A 22,382-nucleotide genomic window follows, 5' to 3' on the forward strand; every position below is an offset into this window, starting at 1 on the left:
CAGGATTCTCACTGGTTCCACGTTTCCCGCGTGCTTTTGCGTCGTTAGGGGTGTCGTCAAGCTTGCCCGAAGGGACGCCCACCCAGACAGGACTGGCAGGCCCGACGGCTGCTGGACGGCCTGATGAACACATTGCGGGTCACTATCGCCCGCGCGAAATGTCCCAAGGAAGGGCAACCCATGCGAAAAGCCTTGAGTAAAAGCGTGCTCGTCATGGCGGCGGCGTCAGGCATCCTGACCGCCTCCGGCGGTTACGCATTCGCCGACGCCTCGGCCGACGGCGCCGCGATCGGTTCGCCCGGTGTGGGTTCGGGCAACGCCGTGCAGGTGCCCGTGCACATCCCGGTCAACCTGTGCGGCAACACGGTCAACGTGATCGGCGCGCTGAACCCCGCCTTCGGCAACGAGTGCGAGAACGAGGACGGCGGCTCCGAGGCCGGAGACGCCCAGGGCGCGGACGCCGACGGTGTCGCCGCCAACTCCCCCGGCGTGCTGTCGGGCAACCTGATCCAGGCGCCGGTCGACGTCCCGGTCAATGTCTGCGGCAACACCGTCGACGTGGTGGGTCTGCTGAACCCCGCGTTCGGCAACGAGTGCGAGAACGAGTCGGGCGACAACGACACCCCGAAGCCCCCGCACCACCACAAGCCGCCGACTCACCACAAGCCGCCCACCCACCACCACAACCCGCCGAAGCCCCCGAAGCCGCCGACGGGCCACCACCACCACCACGACGGTGACTGCCCTCCCGGACACCACCACAACCCGCCGACCCACCCCCCGCACCACAACCCGCCGACTCACCCCCCGCACCACAACCCGCCCACCCACAACCCGCCCACGCACACGTGGCACCCGCACAACCCGCCGACCCACACCTCGCACCACAAGCCGCCGACCCACACCTGGCACCACACGCCGTCCAAGCACCACAAGCCGCCGCAGATGGCGCACACCGGTGCCAACGACAACCTGGGCATCGCGGGTGGCGCCAGCGCCGCCCTCGTGCTCGGTGGTGGCCTGCTGATGCGTCGCAGCCGCGCCGCGCAGAAGTGACGTAACCCCGCACACGGAAAGGTCCGGCCGGACAGCGCGAAGCTGTCCGGCCGGACCTTCTCACGTCCCGGTGTCAGATCCGGGAGAGTCCCGCGCGGTCGAGGCACGCGGCGATCGCCGCCGTCTCCGCGTCGTCCAGCCGGCGCATCGGCGGGCTCATCACGTTGGTGGTGATGACCCCGCGCAGCATCAGCGCGGTCTTGAACGCGCCGAGCCCGGCCGCCGTGGCGGACGCGGTGCCGGGACGGGCTGCCCGGATGATGTCGAAGAGCGCGACGAGACGGTCCTGTTCGGCCTTCGCCGCCGCCCAGTCGCCGGTGACCGCGGCCTGGTGGAGGCGTACGTAACCGTGCGGGTCGACGTTGCCGAGCCCGGGGACCGAGCCGTCGGCGCCGGCGAGCATCATCGCGTCGACGACCAGCTCGTGGCCGGTGAGCACGGAGAACTCCGACAGCTCACGGGCGCCGAGGGCCAGCCGGCGGAACGAGCCGTCGTCCCCGCTGGAGTCCTTCACACCGGCGAGCACGCCGTCCGCCGCGAGCGGCAGCAGCAGTTCCGGGTCCAGCTTGCTGTGTACGCAGACCGGCACGTCGTACGCCAGGAGCGGCAGGTCGACGGCGGCGGCGATGTCCCGGAAGTGCCGGTCGATCTCCAGGTCGTGGGTGCGGGTGTAGAACGGCGCCGTGGCGACGACGGCGTCCGCGCCGAGCTCGGCGGCCCGCCGGGCCCGCTCGATCGCACGGTTGGTGGTGGTCTCGATCGCGCCGACGAGGACCGGCACCTGGCCGGCGGCCGCCGAGGTGATGACCTCGATGACCTCGTCCTGCTGTCCGGGAGTCAGATAGGCGGTCTCGCCGGAGCTGCCGAGGGCGAAGAGCCCCGTGACACCACCGTCGAGGAGGTGCCCCACGACCCGCTCCAGGGAGGGGCGGTCGAGCGCGCCGTCCGCGGTGAGCGGGGTGACGACGGGCGGGATCACTCCGGAGTAGCGGGGGGTTCGGGCGGTCATGCGGTGCTCCTTGCGGACGGTACGGGGGTCGGGTCCCCGGAGGGGGACGCGGGGGTCTGGGGGTGGACGCAGTGCCAGCGGTGTTCGCCGGACCCGAGGGTCTGTGCCGGGAAGGCGGTGGAGCACGCGTCGTCGGCCTTCCAGCAACGGGTGCTGAACGGGCAGCCGGGCGGCGGGTTGGTGGCGGAGGGCACCGGGCCGGTGAGCACGATGCGTTCCGTCGTCTCCAGCAGGCTGGGCGTCGCCGAGAGCAGGGCTTCGGTGTACGGGTGGCTGGGGCTGCCCGCCACGTCGGCCGCCCGGCCCTCCTCGACGATGCGGCCGAGGTAGAGGACGGCGATGCGGTCGGCCAGGTAGCGCACGGTCTGGATGTCGTGCGAGATGAACACCATGCCGAGGCCGAGGCGTTCACGCAGGTCCACCAGGAGGTTCAGCACCTGGGCCCGGACCGAGACGTCGAGCGCGGAGGTGGGCTCGTCGGCGACGATCAGCTCGGGTTCCAGGGCCAGGGCGCGGGCGATGGCGACGCGCTGGCGCTGGCCGCCGGAGAGCTGCCCGGGCAGCGCCGCCAGGGTGTGTCCGGGCAGGCCGACCAGGTCGAGGAGTTCCTCGACGCGGGCCTCGCGCTCCTCGCGGGTGCCGCGGCGGTGCACGTCGAGCGGGTCGCGCAGGATCTGGCGGACCGTGAGCCGGGGGTTGAGCGCGGTGGACGGGTCCTGGAAGACGACGCCGACGGCGGAGCCGAAGTCGTCACGCCGCTGGGATCCGGACATCTCCCACAGGTCCTTGCCGTGGAAGGTGACGGTGCCCTCGGTGGGCTTCTGCAGGCCGGTCAGCACCCGGGCCATCGTCGACTTGCCGCAGCCGGACTCGCCGACCAGGCCGACGATCTCGCCGCGCCCGACCTCCAGCGTGGCATCGGTGAGGGCGTGCACGGCGTCGCGGCTGAAGACGCCTCCGCTGCGTGCCTTGTGGCGTACGTGAACGCCGTCGAGCCTGATCACAGGGCGCTCCCTTCGAGCTTCTTCGCTGCGGCGTCGGCCGGGTGGTGGCAGGCGAAGCCATGGTCCTTCGCGGCTCCGCGCCCGGTGAGTGCCGGGGTGGTGGTGCGGCAGAGGTCGGTCGCCGCGCCGCAGCGGCCGGCGAAGCGGCATCCCGCGCCGAAGCCCTGGGGTGCGGGGACGACGCCGCGGATCTGGTGGAGCCGCTCGGCGCCGGCTTCCACGGAGACGACGGAGCCGAGGAGGCCGCGGCTGTAGTGGTGGGTGGGGTCGGTGAGGATCGACCGGGTGTCGCCGATCTCGGCGAGCCGTCCCGCGTACATCACTGCGACCCGGTGGGAGAGGTCGCCGACGAGGGCGAGGTCGTGCGAGACCAGCACCATGGCGAAGCCGAGCTCGTCGCGGAGCCTGATGAGGAGTTCGACGACCTGGGCCTGGACGGTGACGTCGAGGGCGGTGGTCGGCTCGTCCGCGATCAGGAGGCGGGGACTGCGGGACAGGGCCATGGCGATGAGGACGCGCTGGCGCTGACCGCCGGAGAGCTCGTGCGGATAGCTGCGCAGGGTGCGCTCGGGCGAGAGGCCGACGAGTTCCAGGAGCTCGGCGGGCGTCTTCGTGCCGCCGCGCGAGGTCAGCTGCTTGAGCTGGGTGCCGACGAGCACCGACGGGTTGAGCGAGGAGAGCGCGTCCTGGTAGACCATCGCGATCTCGGGGCCCATCAGGGCGCGGCGTTCCTTGGGCGGGAGCTTCAGCAGGTCCCGGCCGCGGTAGAGGATCTCGCCGCTGACCTCGGCGTTGCGGGCGAGCAGGCCCATGACGGCGAGGCTGGTGATGGACTTGCCGCAGCCGGACTCGCCGACCAGGCCGAGGGTCTCCCCCTCGTGGACGGTGAAGTTCAGCTTGTCGACGACGGGGATCTCGCCGTAGCGGTCCGGGAAGCGGATCGCCAGGTCGCGTACGACGAGGAGTTCGTCGGCGTCCGCGCGGACCGGTGTGATGGTGGGCTCGGTGGCGTTGATGTGCCGGGCGAGCTTGGCGAGGGCGGCGTCGATGTCGACGGTGGCGGCGGCCTCGACCGGGTCCGGCGCGGTCGGGGCGGTGGGGTCGACGGCGGCGCGGGCGCTCTTGGGCGCCGCGGAGGCGTCGGTGAGGCCCTCGGAGAGGATGTTGAGTGCGAGGACCGTGATCAGCAGGGCGAGGCCGGGGAAGAAGGTGGCCCACCAGCCGCCCGCCAGGAGGATCTGCCGGCCGTAGGCGAGGACGCTGCCCCAGCTGGGGTCGGGGTCCTGCACACCGGCGCCGATGAAGGAGAGGCTGGCCTCGAAGATGATGGCCTCGGCGACCATGACGGTCGCGAAGACCATGACCGGGGCCATGCAGTTGACCGCGACGTGGCGGAGCACGATGTAGCCGCGCCGGGCTCCGATGACCTTTTCGGCGGCGACGTAGTCCTCGCCGTACTGGGCCAGCACGTTGGCGCGGACCACGCGGGCCAGCGACGGGGTGTACACGAAGGCGATCGTGAAGATGATCACCGGGATGCTGGTGCCGAACACGGCGACGAGGACGGCCGCGAGCGCGATCGGCGGGAACGACATGATGACGTCGAGGGTGCGCATGACGGACTCGTCGGCGAACTTGCGCGAGGTGGCGGCGAGCGAGCCGAGCAGGGATCCGGCGACCAGGGCGCAGGCGGTCGCGCCGAGGCCGATGATCAGCGAGTAGCGCGAGCCGTGCACGACGCGGGCGAACACGTCGCGTCCCGCCCGGTCGGTGCCGAACCAGTGCTCGCCGCTCGGAGCCTGGACGGGGTTGCCCGTGGCCAGGGGGTCCTGGGTGAGCAGGGGGGCGAGTACGGCGCCGAGGATGACGACGATCAGGACGCCGAGGGCGACTCGGGAGGTTACCGGGAGGGCGCGGAAGGCGATGCCCGGTCGGGAGAGCTTTGTGGCCAGACGGCCCGTGGCGAACATGTCACACCGTCCTGATGCGCGGGTTGACCAGCAGGTAGAGCAGGTCGACGATGACGTTGACCACCAGGAACGCGATGGCGATGGTCAGTACGGTGCCCTGGACCAGGGCGATGTCGCCTCCGGTGACACCTTCGAGGATGAGTTTGCCCATGCCGGGCAGGTCGAAGATCGCTTCGATGACGACGGCGCCGCTGAGCAGGTAGCCGACCTTGACGCCGAGCACGGTGAGCGGGGTGACGAGCGCGTTGCGCAGCACGGAGCGGATGACCAGGAGGACCGGCAGGCCGTTGCCCTGGGCGGTGCGGACGTAGTCCCGGTCGAGCTCGGTGACCATCGAGGTCCGGATGAGGCGGGCGAGCGACGCGGCGACGGGTACCGCGAGCGACACGGCGGGGAGGAACATCGTCCGGAGCCACCCGCCGAACGAGTCGGCGATGTTGGTGTATCCGCCGGTCGGGAAGATCTGGGTGTTCAGGGCGAACTGCTGGATGAGCAGGACCCCGAGCCAGAAGGACGGAATGGCGACCCCGGCCATGGACAGCACCCGGAAGAGCTGGTCGGGCCAGCGGTCGCGGTACATCGCGCCCAGGACGCCGCCGATGACGGCGAGGACGATGGCGATGATGAGCCCGAGGATGGTGAGCTGGAGGGTGAGCGGGAAGGCGGCGGTGATCCGGTCGACCACGGGCTGGCTCGGCGGGACGGTCGACCCGAGGTCGAAGTGGAGCAGTTGGCCGAGGAAGTGGAAGTAGCGGACGGGCAGCGGGTCGTTGAGCCCGTTGGCCTCCGCGAAGGCCTCCCGGGCCTCGGGGCCGGCGCTCTCCCCGAGCGCGTTGTAGGCCGGGTCGACCGGCGAGAACTGCAGCACCACGAAGACGAGCAACGCGATACCGAGGATCATCACCGGCATCATCGCGACGCGGCGCAGCGCGAGCCGGAGAAAAGCAACCATCGTCGGGTTCCTTGCGATTGGGCGGTCGTCCGGTCCGGGGCAGCGGGGGTGTTCGGTGCCCCGGACCGGGTTATCGGGCGCTCTGGGACGGCGCCGGTCTGTGGCCTCTCGTCCGGATCGGGGCGGGTCGGCCGGTACGGATCCGGACGAGAGGCGCTGGGTGCCGGGTCGCACGGTGGCCTGTGCGGGGGCGGGCGTACGGCCCGGCGGGCATGGCGGTCAGGCGCGGCCGACGTCCAGGAAGGAGAGGCCGGTGGTCGGCAGCGGCTTGAAGCCGCTCAGGCCCTTCTCGTTCCAGGCGGTGGGCAGCTTGCGGTGCAGGATCGGGTAGAGCGGGACCTCGTCGGCGAGGACGTCGGTGATCTGGCCCCACAGCTGCTTGCGGACGGCCTCGTCGCCGGCCTGGGCGGCCTTGTCGAGGAGCTGCTTGACCTTCTTGTACTCGGAGGTCCTGGACCAGCCGTAGCGGTTCTCCGGCCAGAAGCCGTAGTAGAACCAGCGCATCAGCAGGTCGACGTCGTTGCCGAAGACCGAGGGGTCGCCGGGGGCGACGAGTACCTCGAAGTCGCCGCTGTCGACCTTGGCGTACTGGGCGGCGGACTGGGCGATGCCGAGGGTGGCCTCGATGCCGGCCGCGGCCCAGCTCTCCTTGATCAGCGGGGCGATGTCCTTGACCCAGCCGGTGTCGGTGGTCAGGACGGTGAACTTGAGGTTCTTCACCCCTGCTTCGGCGAGCAGCTTCTTCGCCTTGGCCACGTCGTACGTGTAGACGGTGGCGGCCTTGTGGTAGTCGGGGTGCGTGGTGGGGACGTAGCCGGTGGCGGCGGTGGCGTTGCCGACCATGGCGGTCTTGATGATCTTCTCGGTGTCCAGCGCGTAGTGCAGGGCCTGACGGACCCGCTTGTCGGCGAACCGCTTGTCGGCGGTGTTGAACATCAGGAAGAGCAGGCCGAAGGACTGCACGGACTCGGTCTTCGCCGAGGCGGAGAGTCCCTTCACGTCGATGTAGGGGACGTCCTCGATGGCCTGGACGCGGCCGGACTGCATGGCGCTGACGCGGGCCGACTGGTCCGATATCAGGCGCCAGATCATCTTCTTGGCCTTGGCGGGGTGCGCGCCGTTGTACGTGTCGTGCTTCGCGAAGACGATCTTGTCTTCACGCGTCGCCGAGACGAACTTGTACGGTCCCGAGCCGACGGGCTTGGCGTCGAACCCCTTGACGTCCGCCTCGACGATCTTCTTCGGCACGATCCGGGCCACGGCGATGCGGGACGGGAAGAGCGCGAAGGGGTACTTGAGCTTGAACTCGACCGTGCCGGCGTCGACGGCCTTGACCGTGTCGATGAAGGGCACGAACTGTGCCATCAGCGAGGCGTTCTTCTCGTCCAGGATGCGTTCGAAGCTGAACACGACGTCGTCGGCGGTGACGGCCGAGCCGTCGTGGAAGGTCGCGCCCTTGCGGAGCGTGGCGCGGTAGGTGGTCGCGTTGATCTTCTTCGGCATCTCGGTGGCGAGAGCGGGCCGTGCCACGAGTGTTGCCGGATCGAGATCCACCAGCCCCTCGAAGATGTGCATATTGGCGGCGTACGGCGTCGCGCCCGAGGTGATCATCGGGTCGAAGCCCGTCGACAGGGGGTAGGACATACCGGCCTCGATGAGAGCGGTGTCGCCGCCCCCGTTCGTCGAGCCGTTGGAGGTCGAGGACGGCCCGCCGCACGCGGAAAGGCCGGCCGTGATGGCCGCAGCGGCACCGACGGCACTGGTGTAACGCAGGAAGGTGCGGCGCTCGACACCGGCTGCTCTCAGCTCGGGCACGGGTCCTCCAGGGACTTGAGGTGGGGCGTCAGGGGTAAAAACGGGGGGTCCGGCGCAGGTTCACGGAGACCGTGGAGCCTGAAGCATCAGACGTCAGATGTCTGATGCCTTGATAGCGTGGGAACGTAGCTTGACAATCGATGGGGGTCAAGAGGTGGGGAGTTCACATATGTCCGGAACGAGGCCCGGGCGACAGCTGCTCCGACAGGAAGTCGTCGACGGCATCAAGCGGTACATCCTCGAAAAAAGTCTTCGTCCCGGAGATCCGCTGCCCACCGAGCCCGCGCTGTGCGAGGCGCTCGGCGCCAGCCGCTCCAGCGTCCGCGAGGCGGTCAAGATCCTCAACGCGCTGGACATCGTGGAGGTCCGTCACGGGCACGGCACCTACGTCGGCCGGCTGAGCCTGTCCGCCCTGGTGGAGAGCCTCACCTTCCGCGGCCTGCTCTCGCCCGACGACGACTTCCAGGTGATGGCCGACCTGGTCGACGTGCGCGAGCTCTTCGAGCGCGGGATGGCCGAGCGGATCGTCTCCCTGCTCACCCCGGGCCAGCTGGACACCCTGGACGGCCTGGTGGCCACCATGCGTACGACCGGGGCCCAGGACGGGCACGGCTTCGTGGCAGCCGACCGCGCTTTCCACGCCCTGCTCGTCGCCCCGCTCGGCAACGACCTGATCGGCCAGCTCTCGATGGCGTTCTGGGACGTCTACACGATCGTCGCGCCGCACCTGGACGGCTTCACGCACAGCGACGAGACGGAGACGATCGCCGCCCACCAGAACATCGTGGACGCGGCCCGGGCCGGCGACAGCGCCGGATTCATCAAGGCGCTCGGCGAGCACTACGCCCCGGTCCGGCGCCGGATCACCGAGGCCCGCGCCCGGAGCTGATCAGCCCGCCCGGACCCACCGGAGCCGGCGGAGCGAGCCGGACGGGCCCTTGACGACCCCCGCAGCGGGTGCCTAGGGTCCGTGTGCCGACAGGACATCTGACGTCATCCGTCTGATGACCGGTGCACCATCTCGCACATGGCACTTCCCGCCGCGCCCCCAGGAGGGCACCTCCATGCCGTTCACGGACCTCTCGCTCGCGGACTGCCGCGACTACCGGCCGACGCTTCCCGTTCCGGCGGACTTCGACGCCTTCTGGTCGCGGACCCTGGAGGAGGCCCGGTCCTGCGCGGCGGACAAGCCCGTGTTCGCGGCGGTGGAGACCGGCCTCACCCAGGTCCGTACGTATGACGTGACGGTCCCCGGCTTCGCCGGGCAGCCGGTGCGCGGCTGGCTGCGGATGCCTGCCGGGGCGAGCGAACCGCTCGGCTGCGTCGTGGAGTTCCTCGGCTACGGCCGCGGGCGGGGCCTGGCGCACGAGAACCTGCTGTGGGCGTCGGCCGGTTACGCGCACCTGCTCATGGACACCCGCGGCCAGGGCTGGTCGGCCGCGGGCGGCGACACCGCCGACCCGCACGGGGGTGCGGCCGGAGTCGTACCCGGCTTCCTCACCCGGGGCATCGAGAGCCCCGAGACGTACTACTACCGGCGGCTGTTCACCGACGCGGTGCGCTGTGTCGACGCGGTGCGCACCCGGCCCGAGATCGATCCGGACCGGATCGTGGTGACCGGTGTCAGCCAGGGCGGCGGCATCGCGCTGGCCGTGTCGGGGCTCGTACCGGGGCTCGCGGGAGTGATGCCGGACGTGCCGTTCCTCTGCAACTTCCGCCGAGGGGCGGAGATTTCGGGCCGTCCTCCGTTCACCGAGATCGCCGAGTACCTCAAACTCCACCGTGACCGCACCGAGTCGGTCTTCGCCACCCTTTCGTACTTCGATGCCGCACTGCTCGCCACCCGGGCCACGGCCCCCGCACTGTTCTCCATCGCGATGATGGACGACATCTGCCCGCCCTCCACCTGCTTCACCGCCTACAACGGCTACGCCGGGCCCAAGGACGTGCGGATCTACGCGTTCAACGGGCACGAGGGCGGCGCGGAGTACCAGCAGCGGGAACAACTGGCCTGGGTGCGCTCCCTGTTCGCAGGCCTGCCGACCGGGCAGGCCGGCCACTCCTGACCGGAGGCACCTTCCGTGCGCAGACGATCCATGCTCCTTGCCGCAGGCGCGGCAGCCCTGAGCACCCAGCTCGGCGGCCGCGCCTTCGCCGCCGCTCCGGGCAGCGGCCCGGTCCTGGACCACGACACCCCTGTGGACCTGGACGGCAGCGAATACGTCGACCTGTCGAACCAGGCCGGCGCATTCGCCCCGCTCGCCACGGGAACCATCGTCGTCACCTTCCGCACCACCAGTCACCACCAGGCGATGACGCTGATCAGCGCCTCGGATCCCACCGCCCCCTCCTCCAACATCACGCTGAACCTGAGCGGCGGCGCCCTTCAGTTCTCCGTACGCGACAAGGGCGCGGTCCTCATAAATGTCATGACCCGGACACGGTACGACGACGGGCTGCGCCACACCGTCGCCGTCACCGTCGACGCGTCCGGCACCAGGCTGCACGCCGGCGGCCGCACCGTCTTCCAGACGGTGCGGCACGCCTTCGTCAAGAACGTCACCAAGCCGGCCGCCCTCGCACTGGGGCGCAACACCGACAGCGATCACCCCGGCGGCGAGTGGTTCTTCACCGGCACCATCGAGCGGGCCGCGGTCTGGGACCGGGTGCTGAGCGAGACCGAGCTGGTCGCGCAGAGCCCCCGCCCCGATCTCGCGGACCTGGGCCGGATCTCCACGATCCTCAACAGCGACACTCCGGCCACCTGGGTCGTCACCGGCGACAGCATCACCCACGGCGCGCTGCACACCCACGGCTGGCGCAGCTACCCGGAACACTGGATGGAACGGGTGCGCTGGGAGCTGGGCAAGCCCAAGAACCGCGACTTCGTGATCGATTCCGGGGTGAGCGGCGCGACCAGCGCCGAACTCGTCGCGCGGTTCGGCGAGCGGGTCACCGCCTTCTCGCCGCACGTCGTGTCGATCATGATCGGTACGAACGACATCGCGACGTCGGGACTAGGCCTCGACGCCTACCGGGCCAACCTCGTCTCGCTCGTGGGGTCGGTGCGCGCGCTGCCCGGCTCCCCGGTTCCGGTCCTGCAGTCACCCAATCCGGTGGATCCGGCGACGTGGCCGGGCCGGGTGAACCTCTCGCAGTACGCCCAGGTCATGGGCGAGGTCGCGGCGCAGCAGAAGGCCGTCTTCGTCGACCACTACAACGACTGGAGAGACGGCGACGGCGGCCAGGTCCCCCTGTCCCTCCTCAGCGACGGACTCCACCCCAACGAGCGCGGACACCACCGCGTCGCGCTCAGGATGATCAAGGATCTGCGGATCTTCGAGGCAAGCAGCGCGGTCTGTTCCCTGAACATCCCGTAGCCAGGCCCACCTCCCCCTGTCTCCCACCCTTCGCGAAGCCCCACCCCTTCCGAGAAGAGAGATCGTCCATGAACAGAACTGTCCCGGTCGCCCTGCTCGGCGCCACCCTGATGGTGGTCGCCACGACTGGCACCGCGCAGGCCGCGGCACCCGCCCCCGGCACGCTCACCACCCAGGACCTGACCGTCGACGGCGTCGGCTCCCCCCACTACCGCATCCCCGCCCTCACCACCTCGGTCAAGGGCACGCTGCTGGCCGCCTACGACGCCCGCCCCACCCTCGGCGACCTGCCGTCCAACATCAGCGTCGTGCTGCGGCGCAGCACCGACGGCGGCACGACCTGGCAGGCGCAGCAGGTGGTCCGCAAGGACGCCGCCCCCAAGGGGTACGGGGACCCGAGCCTGCTCGTCGACCGGACCACCGGCCGCATCTTCATGTTCTACGCGGCCGGGGTGAACCAGGGCTTCTTCGGCTCGGCCACCGGCAACGACGAGAGCGACCCGAACGTCCTGCAGGCGGACTACAGCTACTCGGACGACGACGGCGTCACCTGGGCCCATCGCCGTATCACCAGGCAGATCAAGGACCCCGCCTGGGCCGGGATGTTCGCCTCGTCCGGCGAGGGCATCCAGCTGCGCAACGGGCCGTACAAGGGCCGGCTGATCCAGCAGTACGCGGTCCGTATCAACGGCGCCAACTACGCGGCGAGCGCGTACAGCGACGACCACGGCGAGACCTGGAAGATGGGCACTCCGGTCGGCCCCGGCGGTGACGAGAACAAGACCGTCGAGCTGAACGACGGCACCATCATGCTCAACAACCGCTCGGCGCCGTACCGGACGATCGCGTACTCGAAGGACGGCGGGGTCACCTACACCCCGTTCGTCCAGGACACCGAGCTCCCCGATCCGGCGAACAACGCCTCGGTCATCCGCTACGCCCCCGACGCCCCGGCCTCGAACCCGCAGTCCTCCTGGCTGCTGTTCAGCAACACCGAGGCCACGTCGCGGAAGAACCTCACGGTCAAGATGTCCTGTGACAACGGGAAGACCTGGCCGATCAAGATGGTCGTCGACGCGGGCGCCGCGGCCTACTCGACGCTGACCCGGCTGCCGGGCGGCCGGGTCGGGCTGCTGTACGAGCGCGGCAACGCCGAGCACATCACGTACGACTCGTTCGACCTGAAGTGGCTCGGCGGCACCTGTGCCGACATCACGATCACCCCGCCGGCGACGCTCAAGGCCGGCACGTCCGCGGAGGTCACCGTCCGGGTCGTCAACCGGATGGACGTCACCCGCGGCGCGGGCACGCTCGACCTGACCGTGCCGAGCGGCTGGACGACCAAGCAGGTGGCGTTTCCGGCAACACGTCCGGGAGAGGGCGCCAACATCAAGGTCCCGGTCACCGTGCCCGCGGGCGCGTCGGGGAACGCGGCGCTCACCGTCACGTACAGGGCGGACGGCAAGCAGGCCTCGGGCAGCACGACGGTGACGGTCACCCCGTAGCCCGGACCACGGCCCTGCGTCCGGCTGCCACATGGCAGTTGGACGCAGGTTCCGCCGCCCCGTTCAATGGGTGCCACGCACGGTGACGGAAAGGGCGGTGGCGGACGTGGCGGGAGCCGGATTACGCATCGGAGTGGTCGGCGGGAGCGTCGCCGGCTGCGCGGCGGCGATCGCCGGGACCAGGGCAGGCGCCCAGGTCACGGTGTACGAGAGCAGCGACGGGGCGTTGGAGGACCGGGGGTTCGGCATCGTCGTCCCGCCTCCGCTCCATGCGGAGCTGGTCACGGCCGGTTATCTGGACGCCGGTATGCCGACCACGCCGGTGCCGTCACGGATCTGGCTCACCCGGGGACGGGATCGGCGCGCGGCTGTCGAAATGGCACGCCAGGACGGCGCGGTGACGCCCTGTCACTGGGGACTGCTGTGGCGCACGCTGCGGGCGAACGCCGACGGGGCGACGTATCACCGGGGACGTCCGGTCATCGGTGTGCTGCGTCATCCGTCGGGCGGCGCGGTGATCCGTACGGCGGACTCGGAGGAGCGGTACGACATCGTCGTCGGGGCGGACGGACCGCGGTCCGTCACCCGGGCGGCTGTCGCCCCGCAGGTGCGGCCGGTCGCTGCGGGGTACGTGGTGTGGCGCGGCACCCTCCCCCTCGACGCGCTCGCCGAGCACCCGCGGCAGCTGGAACTGATGCGCACCGCCTGGATCACGCTGGGTTTCCGTGGCGGGCACGGCGTGTTCTACCTGATTCCGGGCGCGGCCGACGGCTCCCGGCTGCTGGCCTACGCGATCTACGGCCCCCCTCCCCCGCCGTCGTGGACCGCCGGGCGCGAGGAGTACGTGCGGCACGTCGCCGAGGAGCACTTCCCGGCGGGCTGGGCCGAGATCGTCGCCCGGGGTGCGCACACCTCCCTGGCGTGCCACGACGTCACCGACTTCCACGTGGCCCGGGTCGCGGAGCCGCCGTTCCTGCTGGCGGGCGACGCGGCGAGCATCACCCGGCCGCACACGGCGAGCGGCGCGACCAAGGCGCTGCGGGACGCGCTCTGTCTGGAGCGGGTCCTGCGCGCCTCGTCGTCGGCCGCCGGGGCTCTGCGCCGGTACGCCGACGAGCGGTCGGGCGAGGGGGCCCGTCTGGTCGCCCTGGGCCGGCGGCTGGGCCGCGCCATGGTCGAACGGACCCCGGACTGGCCGGCGATGGGCCCTGCCGAAGTGGCGGAGTGGAGCCGCGCCACGCTGGACGGCGCCGACAGCTATCTGTACGGCGGCGGCCGGCGGGAGTGACGCCCCCAGGGGATGGATTCAGCGGCCGGCCGGCGCCGCGTCGGCGCTCAGTGCGGCCATGTCCACGACCCGGTCGGCGGCCTCCGCCACGGCCGGGTCGTGGGTGGCCACGACCGTGACACAGTCGTCCTGGTGGGTGCGCTCGGCGAGGAGGGCGGCCAGGTCACCGGCCTGGGGGCGGTCGACGGCCGCCGTCGGTTCGTCGATCAGCAGCAGTTTCGGCGAGAGGAAGAGCGCACGGGCCAGGGCCACGCGCTGGCGTTCGCCGCCGGAGAGCTGTTCGGGGCGGTGGCGCAGGCGATGACCGAGCCCCACCCGGGTCAGCGCCTCCGCGGCGCGGGAACGATGTGCGCGGGGCCGTTCACCGCTGATGTACACGGCGGCGAGCAACTGGTCGGTGGCGGTGAGGCCGGAGAGCAGGTTGCCGCTCTGGAACATGTAACCGATCCGTTCCCGGCGGGTCCTGGCGCGCTGAGCGTCGGTGAGCGCGGCGAGGTTTTCGCCGTCCAGCAGGACCTGACCGGTGGTGGGCCGCAGCAGCGCGCCCGCGACGGCGAGCAGGGTGGACTTGCCGGAGCCGGACGGGCCGACGAGGGCCGTCATGCGGCCGGGTTCGAAGGTGACGTCGAGGCTGTCGAGGACGGTGGTACGGGCGTCTGCGCGGCCGAACGTGACGGTGACGCCGCTCAGTTCGAGGCTCATCGGTTGGCTCCCAGCATGGTCAGCGGGTCGGCTCGGGTGACCCGGCGCAGGGTCAGGGCGGTGCCCGCGAGGCCCACGGCCGCGACGGTGCACATGGTGACGGTGAGGGTGGTGGCGGGCAGGCTGAAGGGCACCTGTTCGCCGACCAGCAGCCCGACCGCTCCGGCGAGCACGGCGCCCGCCGCGGTGCCGAGGACGACGACCAGGGCCGCTTGGAGGACGGAGTGGGCGAGCAGCCGTCGGCGGGAGGCCCCGAGGGCGCGTAGCAGGGCGAGTTCGGGCTGTCGTTGTACCGTCCACACGGCGAAGAAGGCACCGACGACCAGCGGGGCGATCAGGTAGAGGAAGACCTGGATCGAGTTCATGGTGACACGCTCACCGGTATAGCCGGGGGCCGCCTCGTACGCCTTCTCCTTGGTGAGCGTGGTGGTGGAGTACCGCTCGTCGAGGGCGGCGGTGGAGGTCCCGTCCGGCGCGGTGCGCAGGGCGAGGGCGCTGAACTGCCCGGGGATCGCGGTGGCCCGGGAGGCCGGGGCGCCCGGAGTGCTGAAGCGGATGCGCTGCCAGGTCCGCAACGGGACGTAGGCGACGGGCACATGACCGTAGCTGGAGCGCTCGGTCCGTCCGACGACGCGCAGTTCGATGCCGAGCCGGTCGATGACGAGGGTGTCGCCGACACGCACGCCCTCATCGGCGAGCTGGGCGGACATCACCACGCTGTCCGCCGCCGCACCGGCGAGGCCGTCGCCCTCGGTGACCGAGGGGGCGAGGAAGGAGGCGGGTTCGACGCCGAACGCGGCGAGATCCACCTCGGTGCCGCGGTTCGTCGTGCCACGGGTGATGGAGACCCCCAGCGGAGTCGTCCCGGCGCCGGCGTCCTTGCTCCACGCGGCGGCGGTCTTCTCGTCGAGGAGGCTGCGGGCGAACTGGTCGGACCGGGCGTCCGAGGAGAACACCAGTTGCGAGACGGGCAGACGGCGCAGCGCGGAGATGGTGTCGTCACCCAGGCCGGTGGTGAAGCCGGAGACGATGCCGACGAGTGCGGCGACGAGCACCACGACGGATCCCATGAGCAGGAAGCGCCCGCGGGCGGCGCGCAGCTCCAGCAGAGCGAGGAACACGGCGGTTCCCTTCGGTGGATCGATGTTAGGGACAGGGCGTCCCTAACATAGATGATGGGGACGCGGCGTCGCTAAGTGGGGGTCGCCGGTGCCGCCGGGGCTTCTAGACTGAGCCGGTGCCCAGGATCAACGCCGCCACGGTTGCCGAGCACCACGCCCAGCAGCGACTGGCCCTGGTGCGGGCGGCACGCGAGCTACTGGAGGGCGGCGACGCCGACGCCGTCACCTTCACCGCGATCGCCAGGGCCACGGGCCTCGCCCGCAACAGCGTGTACAAGTACTTCCCCGGCCGTCCCGAGTTGCTCGCCGCGGTGGTCGAGGACGCGATGCCCCGCTGGACGGAGGCCATCCGGGCCGGCATGTCGGCGGCCGGTACGCCGGAGGAGAAGATCGCCGCCTACGTGTCGTCACAGCTGGACCTCGTGCGCGGCGGGGAGCACCGGATCGCCCAGGCGCTGGCCGGGGTGCGGGACGCCGCAGTGGTGCGGGAGAGCGCGGTGCGGGCTCACCGGGAGCTGCTCACCCCGCTGATCGGCGCGCTGACGGAGCTGGGCGAGGAGGACCCGCGGCGTACGGCGCTGCTCCTCCAGGGGATCGTCAACGCGGCCACGACGGCGATCGAGAACGGCGACGACGCGGCCGCGGTGACGGACCGGGCGGTGCGCATGGCCGTCACCGCGATCACCGGCACGCCTCCGGGAGGCTGAGCGGGCGGCCGGGCCCTTACGACCTGGTGCACGAGAGCGAACGGGCTCCCGACGTCCTGCGACTCCGCCTTGGACGCGAAGTCGCATGACGCCGCTCACTGATCCGCTCTCCGCCGTGCACCGGGCCGTCACCCCGGCTACCGGGCCGGGGAAGGTTCCAGCCGGGTGCGGATGCCGTCGAAGTGGGTGCGCATCGCCCTCACCGCGCGCAGGCCGTCGGCCGCCGCCACCGCCTCGACGATCTCGCGGTGCTGGGCGCATGTGACCCACGCGTCCTGGTGGCCGTCGTCGAAGTCCTCCCGCACGCGGTCCATGGCCGCCCAGAACGCGTCGAGCACCTCGCTGAGCAGGTGGTTGTCCAGCGAGGCGTAGAGCGCGAGGTGGAACGCCCGGTCGGTGGAGCGTGCCACCCGGCCCGATCCGGCCTCCTGCTCCATCTTCGCGACCAGGGCGCGCAGCACGTCGAGGTCCTCGTCCGGGACGCCGGCCGCGACGGCGCCGACGAGCCCCGCCTCCAGCGCTTCCCGCACCTTCATCAGTTCGGCGAGCCCGTGCTCGCCCTGACGGTGGCGGACGGCCGCGCGGAAGGCGAGCCCTTCGGCGAACGGCGACAGGGAGAGCGAGCCCACGAAGGTGCCGTAACCGCGGCGGATCTCCACGACGTTGACCGCCTGGAGCGACTTGAGGGCCTCGCGCACCGACACCCGGCCGGCCTCGAAGAGGTCCATCAGTTCGGTCTCGGTGGGCAGTGCGTCACCCGGTGCGAGGCGTCGCTCCAGTATCAGTTCCTTGATCCGTCGCTCGATGTCCTGAGCCATGGTGGGCCGCGCCACAACGTCCTCCTGAGGTGCCGTTGCCCCTTGACCGGTCGCAGGAGCATCTGATTAAGGTGAAGCCAGACATAGGACATCTTACGTCCCATGTCTCGATCCGGGTAGCCGCTCAGGCCGCGGATCGGTATCCCGATCAGCTGGAGTCCTCACCATGTCTCTGACCGCACCGCTGCACGGCGTCGTCCCACCGGTCTGCACCCCGCTCGACTCCCGCGGGGAGGTCGACACCGCCTCCCTCGTCCGTCTCGTCGAGCACCTCATCGGCGGGGGCGTGCACGGACTCTTCGCACTGGGCTCCACCAGCGAGGTCGCCTACCTCACCGACGAACAGCGCGCCACGGTCCTGGAGACCGTTGTCAACGCCACCGACGGCCGCGTCCCGGTCCTCGCCGGCGTCATCGACACCACCACGGCCCGGGTCGTCGAGCATGCCAGGTCCGCCGCCGCGCTGGGCGCCGACGCCCTGGTCGCGACCGCGCCGTTCTACACCCGCACCCACGCCAAGGAGATCGCGGGGCACTTCCGCCGGCTGCGCTCCGAGGTGGCCCTGCCGCTGTTCGCGTACGACATCCCCGTCGCCGTGCACAGCAAGCTGTCCGCCGCACTGATCCGCGAGCTCGCCGAGGACGGCACCCTGGCGGGCCTCAAGGACAGCAGCGGCGACGAGGGCGGCCTGCGCCGGCTCGTCGTCGAGCTCGGCGGCCGCGAGGGCCGCTCGAACGGCCCGGTGCCCGGCTTCAGCATCCTCACCGGCTCCGAGCTGACGGTCGACGCGGCGCTGCTCGCCGGCGCCGACGGTGTCGTTCCCGGTATCGGCAACGTGGACCCGGCCGGTTACGTACGGCTCTACGAGGCCGCGCGGGCCGGGGACTGGACGCTGGCCGCGAAGGAGCAGGAACGGCTGATCAAGCTGTTCGCGATGGTCGACGTCGGCCCCGAGGCGGACATGGGCCGCAGCTCCTCGGCGCTCGGCTCGTTCAAGTCGGCGCTCCGGCTGCTGGGCATCATCGACTGCGGCGACACCGCCTTCCCGCAGATCCAGCTGTCCGCCGAATCCGTCGCGCTCGTCTCCGGGCGGCTGCGCGACGCCGGTCTGCCGCCGGTCCGATGACCACCTCGGCACAGTCGATACCGGCCGGGGGGCCCGTCGTCGGCCTCGACCTCGGCGGCACGAAGATCGCCGCCGCGCTCCTCGCGTCCGACGGCACGGTCCTCGCCCGGCACAGCCGGCCCACCCCGGCCCGGGACGGCGCGGCGGCGGTGCTCGACGCGCTCGCCTCGGCCGCCGCCGAGGTCGACCCTGACCACAGCGCCGCGGTGCTCGGCATCGCGGCGGCCGGGGTCATCGACCCCCGTACCGGCATGGTCACCAGCGCCACCGACTCCCTCCGCGGCTGGGCCGGCACCCCGCTGGGCGTCGGGCTCGCCAACCGCACCGGCTACGCGGTGGCCTGCGACAACGACGTGCGCGCCACGGCCGGGCCCGAACTCGCCGCCCTGAACGCGGAGCGCGAGGGCCACGGCTCGCTGCTCTTCGCCGCCATCGGCACCGGAGTCGGCGGCGCCCTCGCCGTCGACGGGCGGATGCTGCACGGCGCGGCCGGAATCGCCGGGCACCTCGGTCACCTGCCCAGCCCGGAGGCAGCCGGACTGCCCTGCACCTGCGGCGCCACCGGCCACCTGGAGGTCATCGCCTCCGGGCCCGGGATCGCCGCCCACTACGCACGGCTGACCGGTGCCCCCGTGGACCGGCTGGAGACCGTCGCCGCGCGCGCCGCCGCGGGCGACGCCCACGCCGTCACGGCCATCACCACCGGTGCGGCCGCCGCCGGACACGTCCTCGGGGGGCTCGCCAACGCGCTCGGCCCGGACCGGGTCGTCGTCGGCGGCGGTGTCCCGCGCATCGGCGCCCTGTACGAGGACGCGCTGCGGGCCGCCTTCGCCGGGGAGCTGATGGGACCGCTGCGCAGACTCGTCCCACAGGCCCCGCTGCTCGGCCACGACGCGGCCGTGCTCGGCGCGGCGGCCCTCACCACCACCCTTCCCCTCCACCACCCGGGAGCTCTCCGATGACCGCGCAGGAACTGGCCACCACCCTCCAGGGCAAGCTGATCGTGTCCTGCCAGGCGCCCCCCGGCGATCCGATGCGGGAGACGTCCACCCTGGTGCGGCTCGCGCTGTCGGCCGTCGCCGGTGGCGGCTCGGCGATCCGGGCCAACGGCCCCGAGGTCGTCGCCGCGATCACCGCCGCCGTCGACCTGCCGGTCATCGGCCTGTGGAAGGACGGCGACACCGGGGTGTTCATCACCCCGACCGTCCGGCACGCCCTGGCCGTCGCCGAGGCCGGCGCGGCCGTCGTCGCCGCGGACGCCACCGACCGGCCGCGCCCCGACGGCTCCACGTTCGCCGAACTCGTCGAAGCCGTCCACGCGGCCGGCGCCCTCGTCATGGCCGACGTCTCCACCCTCGCCGAGGGCGTCGCGGCAGCGGAGCTGGGGGCCGACTTCGTCTCCACGACCCTGTCCGGCTACGTACCCGGGACGCCGAAGCAGACCGGCCCCGACCTCGATCTGGTCTCCAAGCTCTCCGCCGCGATCGACGTCCCGGTGGTCGCCGAAGGCCGTATCAACACCCCCGGGGAAGCGGCCGAGGCCCTGGCGCGCGGCGCCCACAGCGTCGTCGTCGGCACCGCCATCACCGCTCCCACCGCCCTGACCGCCCGATTCGTGGCAGGCATCGCCAGGCCCTGATCTGTCCCACCACGCGGGACGGCTGCTCAAGGACGAGCGCCGTCCCGCATCCTGGAGTCACCGTGCAGACATCACCCCCCACACTCCCCTGGTACCGCCAGGTGAGCCGCACCCAGTGGAAGTCGTTCTTCGCCGCCTGGATCGGCTACGTGCTCGACGGCTTCGACTTCGTGCTGATCACCCTCGTGCTGACCGAGATCAGTGACGAGTTCGGACTGAGCACGGTGCAGGCGGCCAGCCTGATCTCCGGTGCGTTCATCACCCGCTGGCTGGGCGGCGCCGTCCTCGGCGCCATCGGCGACCGCTACGGCCGCAAGCTCTCCATGGTGCTCAGCATCCTGCTCTACTCGATGGGCACCTTCGCCTGCGGGTTCGCGTGGAACTACACCAGTCTGTTCGCCGCCCGGCTGGCCATCGGCATGGGCATGGCCGGTGAGTACAGCGCCAGCTCCACGTACGTCATGGAGAGCTGGCCGGCCGCGCTGCGCAACCGGGCCAGTGGCTTCCTGATCTCCGGGTTCTCGGTCGGCTCGGTGCTCGCCGCCCAGGTCTACGACTGGGTGGTGCCCTCGCTCGGCTGGCGCTGGATGTTCTATCTGGGCCTCATTCCGATCGCCATCGCGCTGTGGATGCGGCGCGCGCTGCCGGAGGCGGAGGAGTGGACGGAGTCCGTCGCGGACCAGGGCGCCAAGCCCAACCCGTTCCGGCCGCTGTTCCTCACCCGGGCCCGGGCCACCGCCAACACGGTCCTGGTCGTCGTCGCCACCGTCTCGCTGTTCCTCGTCTTCACCCCGGGCGGGGCCGGCATGGTGCCGGTGCTCTCCGTGATCGCCGGGCTCTCGCTCGCCGCGTTCGCCGTGCAGATGGGCGGGAGGCGCGGCTGGGTGCTGTACCTGTCCATGATCGTGACGCTGTTCTTCGCGTTCCTGTACTCGTGGCCCATCCAGGCCCTGCTGCCCACGTATCTGAAGACCGAGCTGGGCTACACGACGGACCAGGTCACGGACGTGCTGTACTTCGCCGGCTTCGGCACCATGGTCGGCTGCTGGGTCGCGGGCTTCCTCGGCGACCGGATCGGTACGAAGAAGGCGTACGCGCTGACGCTGCTGGCCTCGCTCGCCTTCGTCTATCCGGTCTTCGCGGTCAAGAACAACCTGATGCTGCTCGGCATCCTGCTCTTCCTGCTCCAGGCCACGAGCTTCGGCATCTCCGGGCTGCTCCCCCGCTACATCGGCGGTCACTTCCCGACCGCGAGCCGGGGTGCCGCACTCGGCTTCACGTACAACGTGGGCGCCCTCGGCGGGGCGGTCGCCCCGGTGCTCGGGGCCCATCTCGCCTCCGGGATGGACCTGGGCCGGGCGCTCGCGGTACTGACGTTCGCGGGCACGGTGATCGTGGTGCTGCTGGTCGGCTTCGACGTACCGGCGCGGCTGAACCGGCTGACGGACCCCGACGCCGAGCGGGACCACCTGGCGGTGACGCCGAGGCCGCCGGTCGGCGAGCATGTCCCCGTGGAGGGTTAGCGGCCCGGGTCTCCGGGGGTTCGCTCAGGGGGCAGCGGTCACAGCCCCGTGACCGCTGCCCGGGCGCGGCAGCCAACGTGTCGGTCTGTTGACGGACTCGTCGAGGGAAGACCCCCGGTCCTGAAGTCCTGGTCCCCAAGCGGCGCACGATCATCCGCGCGCCCGATGTCGCCCGCCGGAGACGAGAGCCACCATGTCGGTGGACCCCTTCCGAAGGAGTGCACCATGTCGTACCCGGAACACCTCGAATACCCGAAGCCCCGCTACCTGGGCGACAGGGGCGAGGTGAACGCGGTCTTCAGGCCGGCCGCCACCCCGCCGGACATCGCCCCGCCCGGGGGCGGCGCCACGCACTACCTCGCCACCAACGAGTCGACCGGCGGCGAATTCGGCCTGTACAAGGTGGATCTGGGCGCACGGGCCGCCGGGGCGAAGACCCACTTCCACAGGGCCATGTCGGAGTCCTTCTACGTCCTCTCCGGTGAACTGGAGCTCTTCAACGGCGAGAAGTGGGTCACCGGCCGCGAGGGCGACTTCCTGTACGTGCCGGTCGGCGGCCTCCACGCCTTCAGGAACGTGACCGATGAGCCGATGTCCATGCTCCTGCTCTTCTCCCCGGGCGCCCCGCGCGAGGAGTACTTCGAGCGGGTCGCGGAGGTGTCGCGGCGCGGTGGCGAGGAGCTCAAGCGGTTCCGCGTCCGGCACGACAGCTACTTCACCGAGGACTTCGGGCCCGGGGCGCGGTAGTCCACGGTGCCGGCCCGCCG

At 71.3% G+C, this 22,382-nt stretch carries 20 protein-coding genes; 12 read left to right on the forward strand and 8 right to left on the reverse strand.

The features are described from left to right. Positions 1-180: 180 nt before the first annotated feature. On the forward strand, positions 181-1,056 hold the full coding sequence (locus tag ACFYPA_RS05600; protein WP_389129716.1) for a chaplin: 876 nt from the start codon (positions 181-183) through the stop codon (positions 1,054-1,056). Between the two features lie 73 nt (positions 1,057-1,129). Here the strand turns inward: ACFYPA_RS05600 and ACFYPA_RS05605 are convergent, their stop codons facing one another. The 5 genes from ACFYPA_RS05605 to ACFYPA_RS05625 all read right to left on the reverse strand — a co-directional run bounded on the left by ACFYPA_RS05605 (position 1,130) and on the right by ACFYPA_RS05625 (position 7,806). After that, positions 1,130-2,065 carry a dihydrodipicolinate synthase family protein gene (locus tag ACFYPA_RS05605; protein ID WP_359081857.1) on the reverse strand — a complete coding sequence of 312 codons (936 nt, stop codon included), beginning with the start codon at positions 2,063-2,065 and terminating at the stop codon, positions 1,130-1,132. Further along, positions 2,062-3,069, reverse strand: coding sequence for an ABC transporter ATP-binding protein (locus ACFYPA_RS05610; protein ID WP_359318840.1), 1,008 nt, complete (start codon positions 3,067-3,069; stop codon positions 2,062-2,064). The genes ACFYPA_RS05605 and ACFYPA_RS05610 overlap by 4 nt, the downstream gene beginning before the upstream one ends. Continuing rightward, positions 3,066-5,039, reverse strand: coding sequence for a dipeptide/oligopeptide/nickel ABC transporter permease/ATP-binding protein (locus ACFYPA_RS05615; protein WP_359081853.1), 1,974 nt, complete (start codon positions 5,037-5,039; stop codon positions 3,066-3,068). The genes ACFYPA_RS05610 and ACFYPA_RS05615 overlap by 4 nt, the downstream gene beginning before the upstream one ends. A gap of 1 nt (position 5,040) precedes the next feature. Continuing rightward, positions 5,041-5,991, reverse strand: a complete 951-nt coding sequence (locus tag ACFYPA_RS05620; protein ID WP_359081851.1) for an ABC transporter permease — start codon at positions 5,989-5,991, stop codon at positions 5,041-5,043. 219 nt (positions 5,992-6,210) lie between these two features. After that, positions 6,211-7,806 carry an ABC transporter substrate-binding protein gene (locus ACFYPA_RS05625; protein ID WP_359081850.1) on the reverse strand — a complete coding sequence of 532 codons (1,596 nt, stop codon included), beginning with the start codon at positions 7,804-7,806 and terminating at the stop codon, positions 6,211-6,213. Positions 7,807-7,975: 169 nt separating this feature from the next. Between ACFYPA_RS05625 and ACFYPA_RS05630 the strand changes: the two genes are divergently transcribed. From ACFYPA_RS05630 to ACFYPA_RS05650, 5 genes are all read left to right on the forward strand, one after another. Continuing rightward, complete coding sequence (locus ACFYPA_RS05630; RefSeq protein WP_359081849.1) at positions 7,976-8,695, forward strand: FadR/GntR family transcriptional regulator; 720 nt, start codon at positions 7,976-7,978, stop codon at positions 8,693-8,695. Positions 8,696-8,870: 175 nt separating this feature from the next. Next, the gene (locus tag ACFYPA_RS05635) at positions 8,871-9,872 is read left to right on the forward strand and encodes an acetylxylan esterase (RefSeq protein WP_389129721.1); all 1,002 of its coding nucleotides are present in this window, start codon (positions 8,871-8,873) and stop codon (positions 9,870-9,872) included. Positions 9,873-9,887: 15 nt separating this feature from the next. Then, on the forward strand, positions 9,888-11,186 hold the full coding sequence (locus ACFYPA_RS05640; RefSeq protein ID WP_389129724.1) for a GDSL-type esterase/lipase family protein: 1,299 nt from the start codon (positions 9,888-9,890) through the stop codon (positions 11,184-11,186). 68 nt (positions 11,187-11,254) lie between these two features. Then, positions 11,255-12,691: an exo-alpha-sialidase gene (locus ACFYPA_RS05645; protein ID WP_389129726.1), complete on the forward strand. Its 1,437-nt coding sequence runs from the start codon at positions 11,255-11,257 to the stop codon at positions 12,689-12,691. A 97-nt stretch (positions 12,692-12,788) separates the two neighbouring features. After that, the gene (locus ACFYPA_RS05650; protein WP_389129729.1) at positions 12,789-13,979 is read left to right on the forward strand and encodes an FAD-dependent monooxygenase; all 1,191 of its coding nucleotides are present in this window, start codon (positions 12,789-12,791) and stop codon (positions 13,977-13,979) included. An 18-nt stretch (positions 13,980-13,997) separates the two neighbouring features. Here the strand turns inward: ACFYPA_RS05650 and ACFYPA_RS05655 are convergent, their stop codons facing one another. Then, positions 13,998-14,681: an ABC transporter ATP-binding protein gene (locus tag ACFYPA_RS05655; protein ID WP_359081840.1), complete on the reverse strand. Its 684-nt coding sequence runs from the start codon at positions 14,679-14,681 to the stop codon at positions 13,998-14,000. After that, positions 14,678-15,802, reverse strand: coding sequence for an ABC transporter permease (locus tag ACFYPA_RS05660; protein ID WP_389129733.1), 1,125 nt, complete (start codon positions 15,800-15,802; stop codon positions 14,678-14,680). Before ACFYPA_RS05660 ends, ACFYPA_RS05655 begins: the two co-directional genes overlap by 4 nt. 116 nt (positions 15,803-15,918) lie before the next feature. Between ACFYPA_RS05660 and ACFYPA_RS05665 the strand changes: the two genes are divergently transcribed. Further along, positions 15,919-16,509, forward strand: a complete 591-nt coding sequence (locus ACFYPA_RS05665) for a TetR/AcrR family transcriptional regulator (RefSeq protein ID WP_359081836.1) — start codon at positions 15,919-15,921, stop codon at positions 16,507-16,509. A gap of 137 nt (positions 16,510-16,646) precedes the next feature. Here ACFYPA_RS05665 and ACFYPA_RS05670 read toward each other — a convergent pair whose 3' ends face one another. Continuing rightward, positions 16,647-17,342: a FadR/GntR family transcriptional regulator gene (locus ACFYPA_RS05670; RefSeq protein ID WP_389129736.1), complete on the reverse strand. Its 696-nt coding sequence runs from the start codon at positions 17,340-17,342 to the stop codon at positions 16,647-16,649. Positions 17,343-17,493: 151 nt separating this feature from the next. Here ACFYPA_RS05670 and ACFYPA_RS05675 point away from each other — a divergent pair, with 151 nt between their 5' ends. The 5 genes from ACFYPA_RS05675 to ACFYPA_RS05695 all read left to right on the forward strand — a co-directional run bounded on the left by ACFYPA_RS05675 (position 17,494) and on the right by ACFYPA_RS05695 (position 22,362). Next, complete coding sequence (locus ACFYPA_RS05675; RefSeq protein WP_359081832.1) at positions 17,494-18,453, forward strand: dihydrodipicolinate synthase family protein; 960 nt, start codon at positions 17,494-17,496, stop codon at positions 18,451-18,453. Beyond that, complete coding sequence (locus ACFYPA_RS05680; RefSeq protein WP_389129739.1) at positions 18,450-19,415, forward strand: ROK family protein; 966 nt, start codon at positions 18,450-18,452, stop codon at positions 19,413-19,415. The genes ACFYPA_RS05675 and ACFYPA_RS05680 overlap by 4 nt, the downstream gene beginning before the upstream one ends. Continuing rightward, the gene (locus ACFYPA_RS05685) at positions 19,412-20,092 is read left to right on the forward strand and encodes an N-acetylmannosamine-6-phosphate 2-epimerase (protein ID WP_359349491.1); all 681 of its coding nucleotides are present in this window, start codon (positions 19,412-19,414) and stop codon (positions 20,090-20,092) included. Before ACFYPA_RS05680 ends, ACFYPA_RS05685 begins: the two co-directional genes overlap by 4 nt. Positions 20,093-20,154: 62 nt before the next feature. Continuing rightward, positions 20,155-21,615, forward strand: a complete 1,461-nt coding sequence (locus tag ACFYPA_RS05690) for a sialate:H+ symport family MFS transporter (RefSeq protein ID WP_389129742.1) — start codon at positions 20,155-20,157, stop codon at positions 21,613-21,615. 225 nt (positions 21,616-21,840) lie between these two features. Beyond that, complete coding sequence (locus ACFYPA_RS05695) at positions 21,841-22,362, forward strand: cupin domain-containing protein (RefSeq protein WP_389129745.1); 522 nt, start codon at positions 21,841-21,843, stop codon at positions 22,360-22,362. Positions 22,363-22,382: the final 20 nt, after the last annotated feature.

The sequence above is a fragment of the Streptomyces sp. NPDC005775 genome (genome assembly GCF_042871565.1).
Classification (GTDB): Bacteria; Actinomycetota; Actinomycetes; order Streptomycetales; family Streptomycetaceae; genus Streptomyces.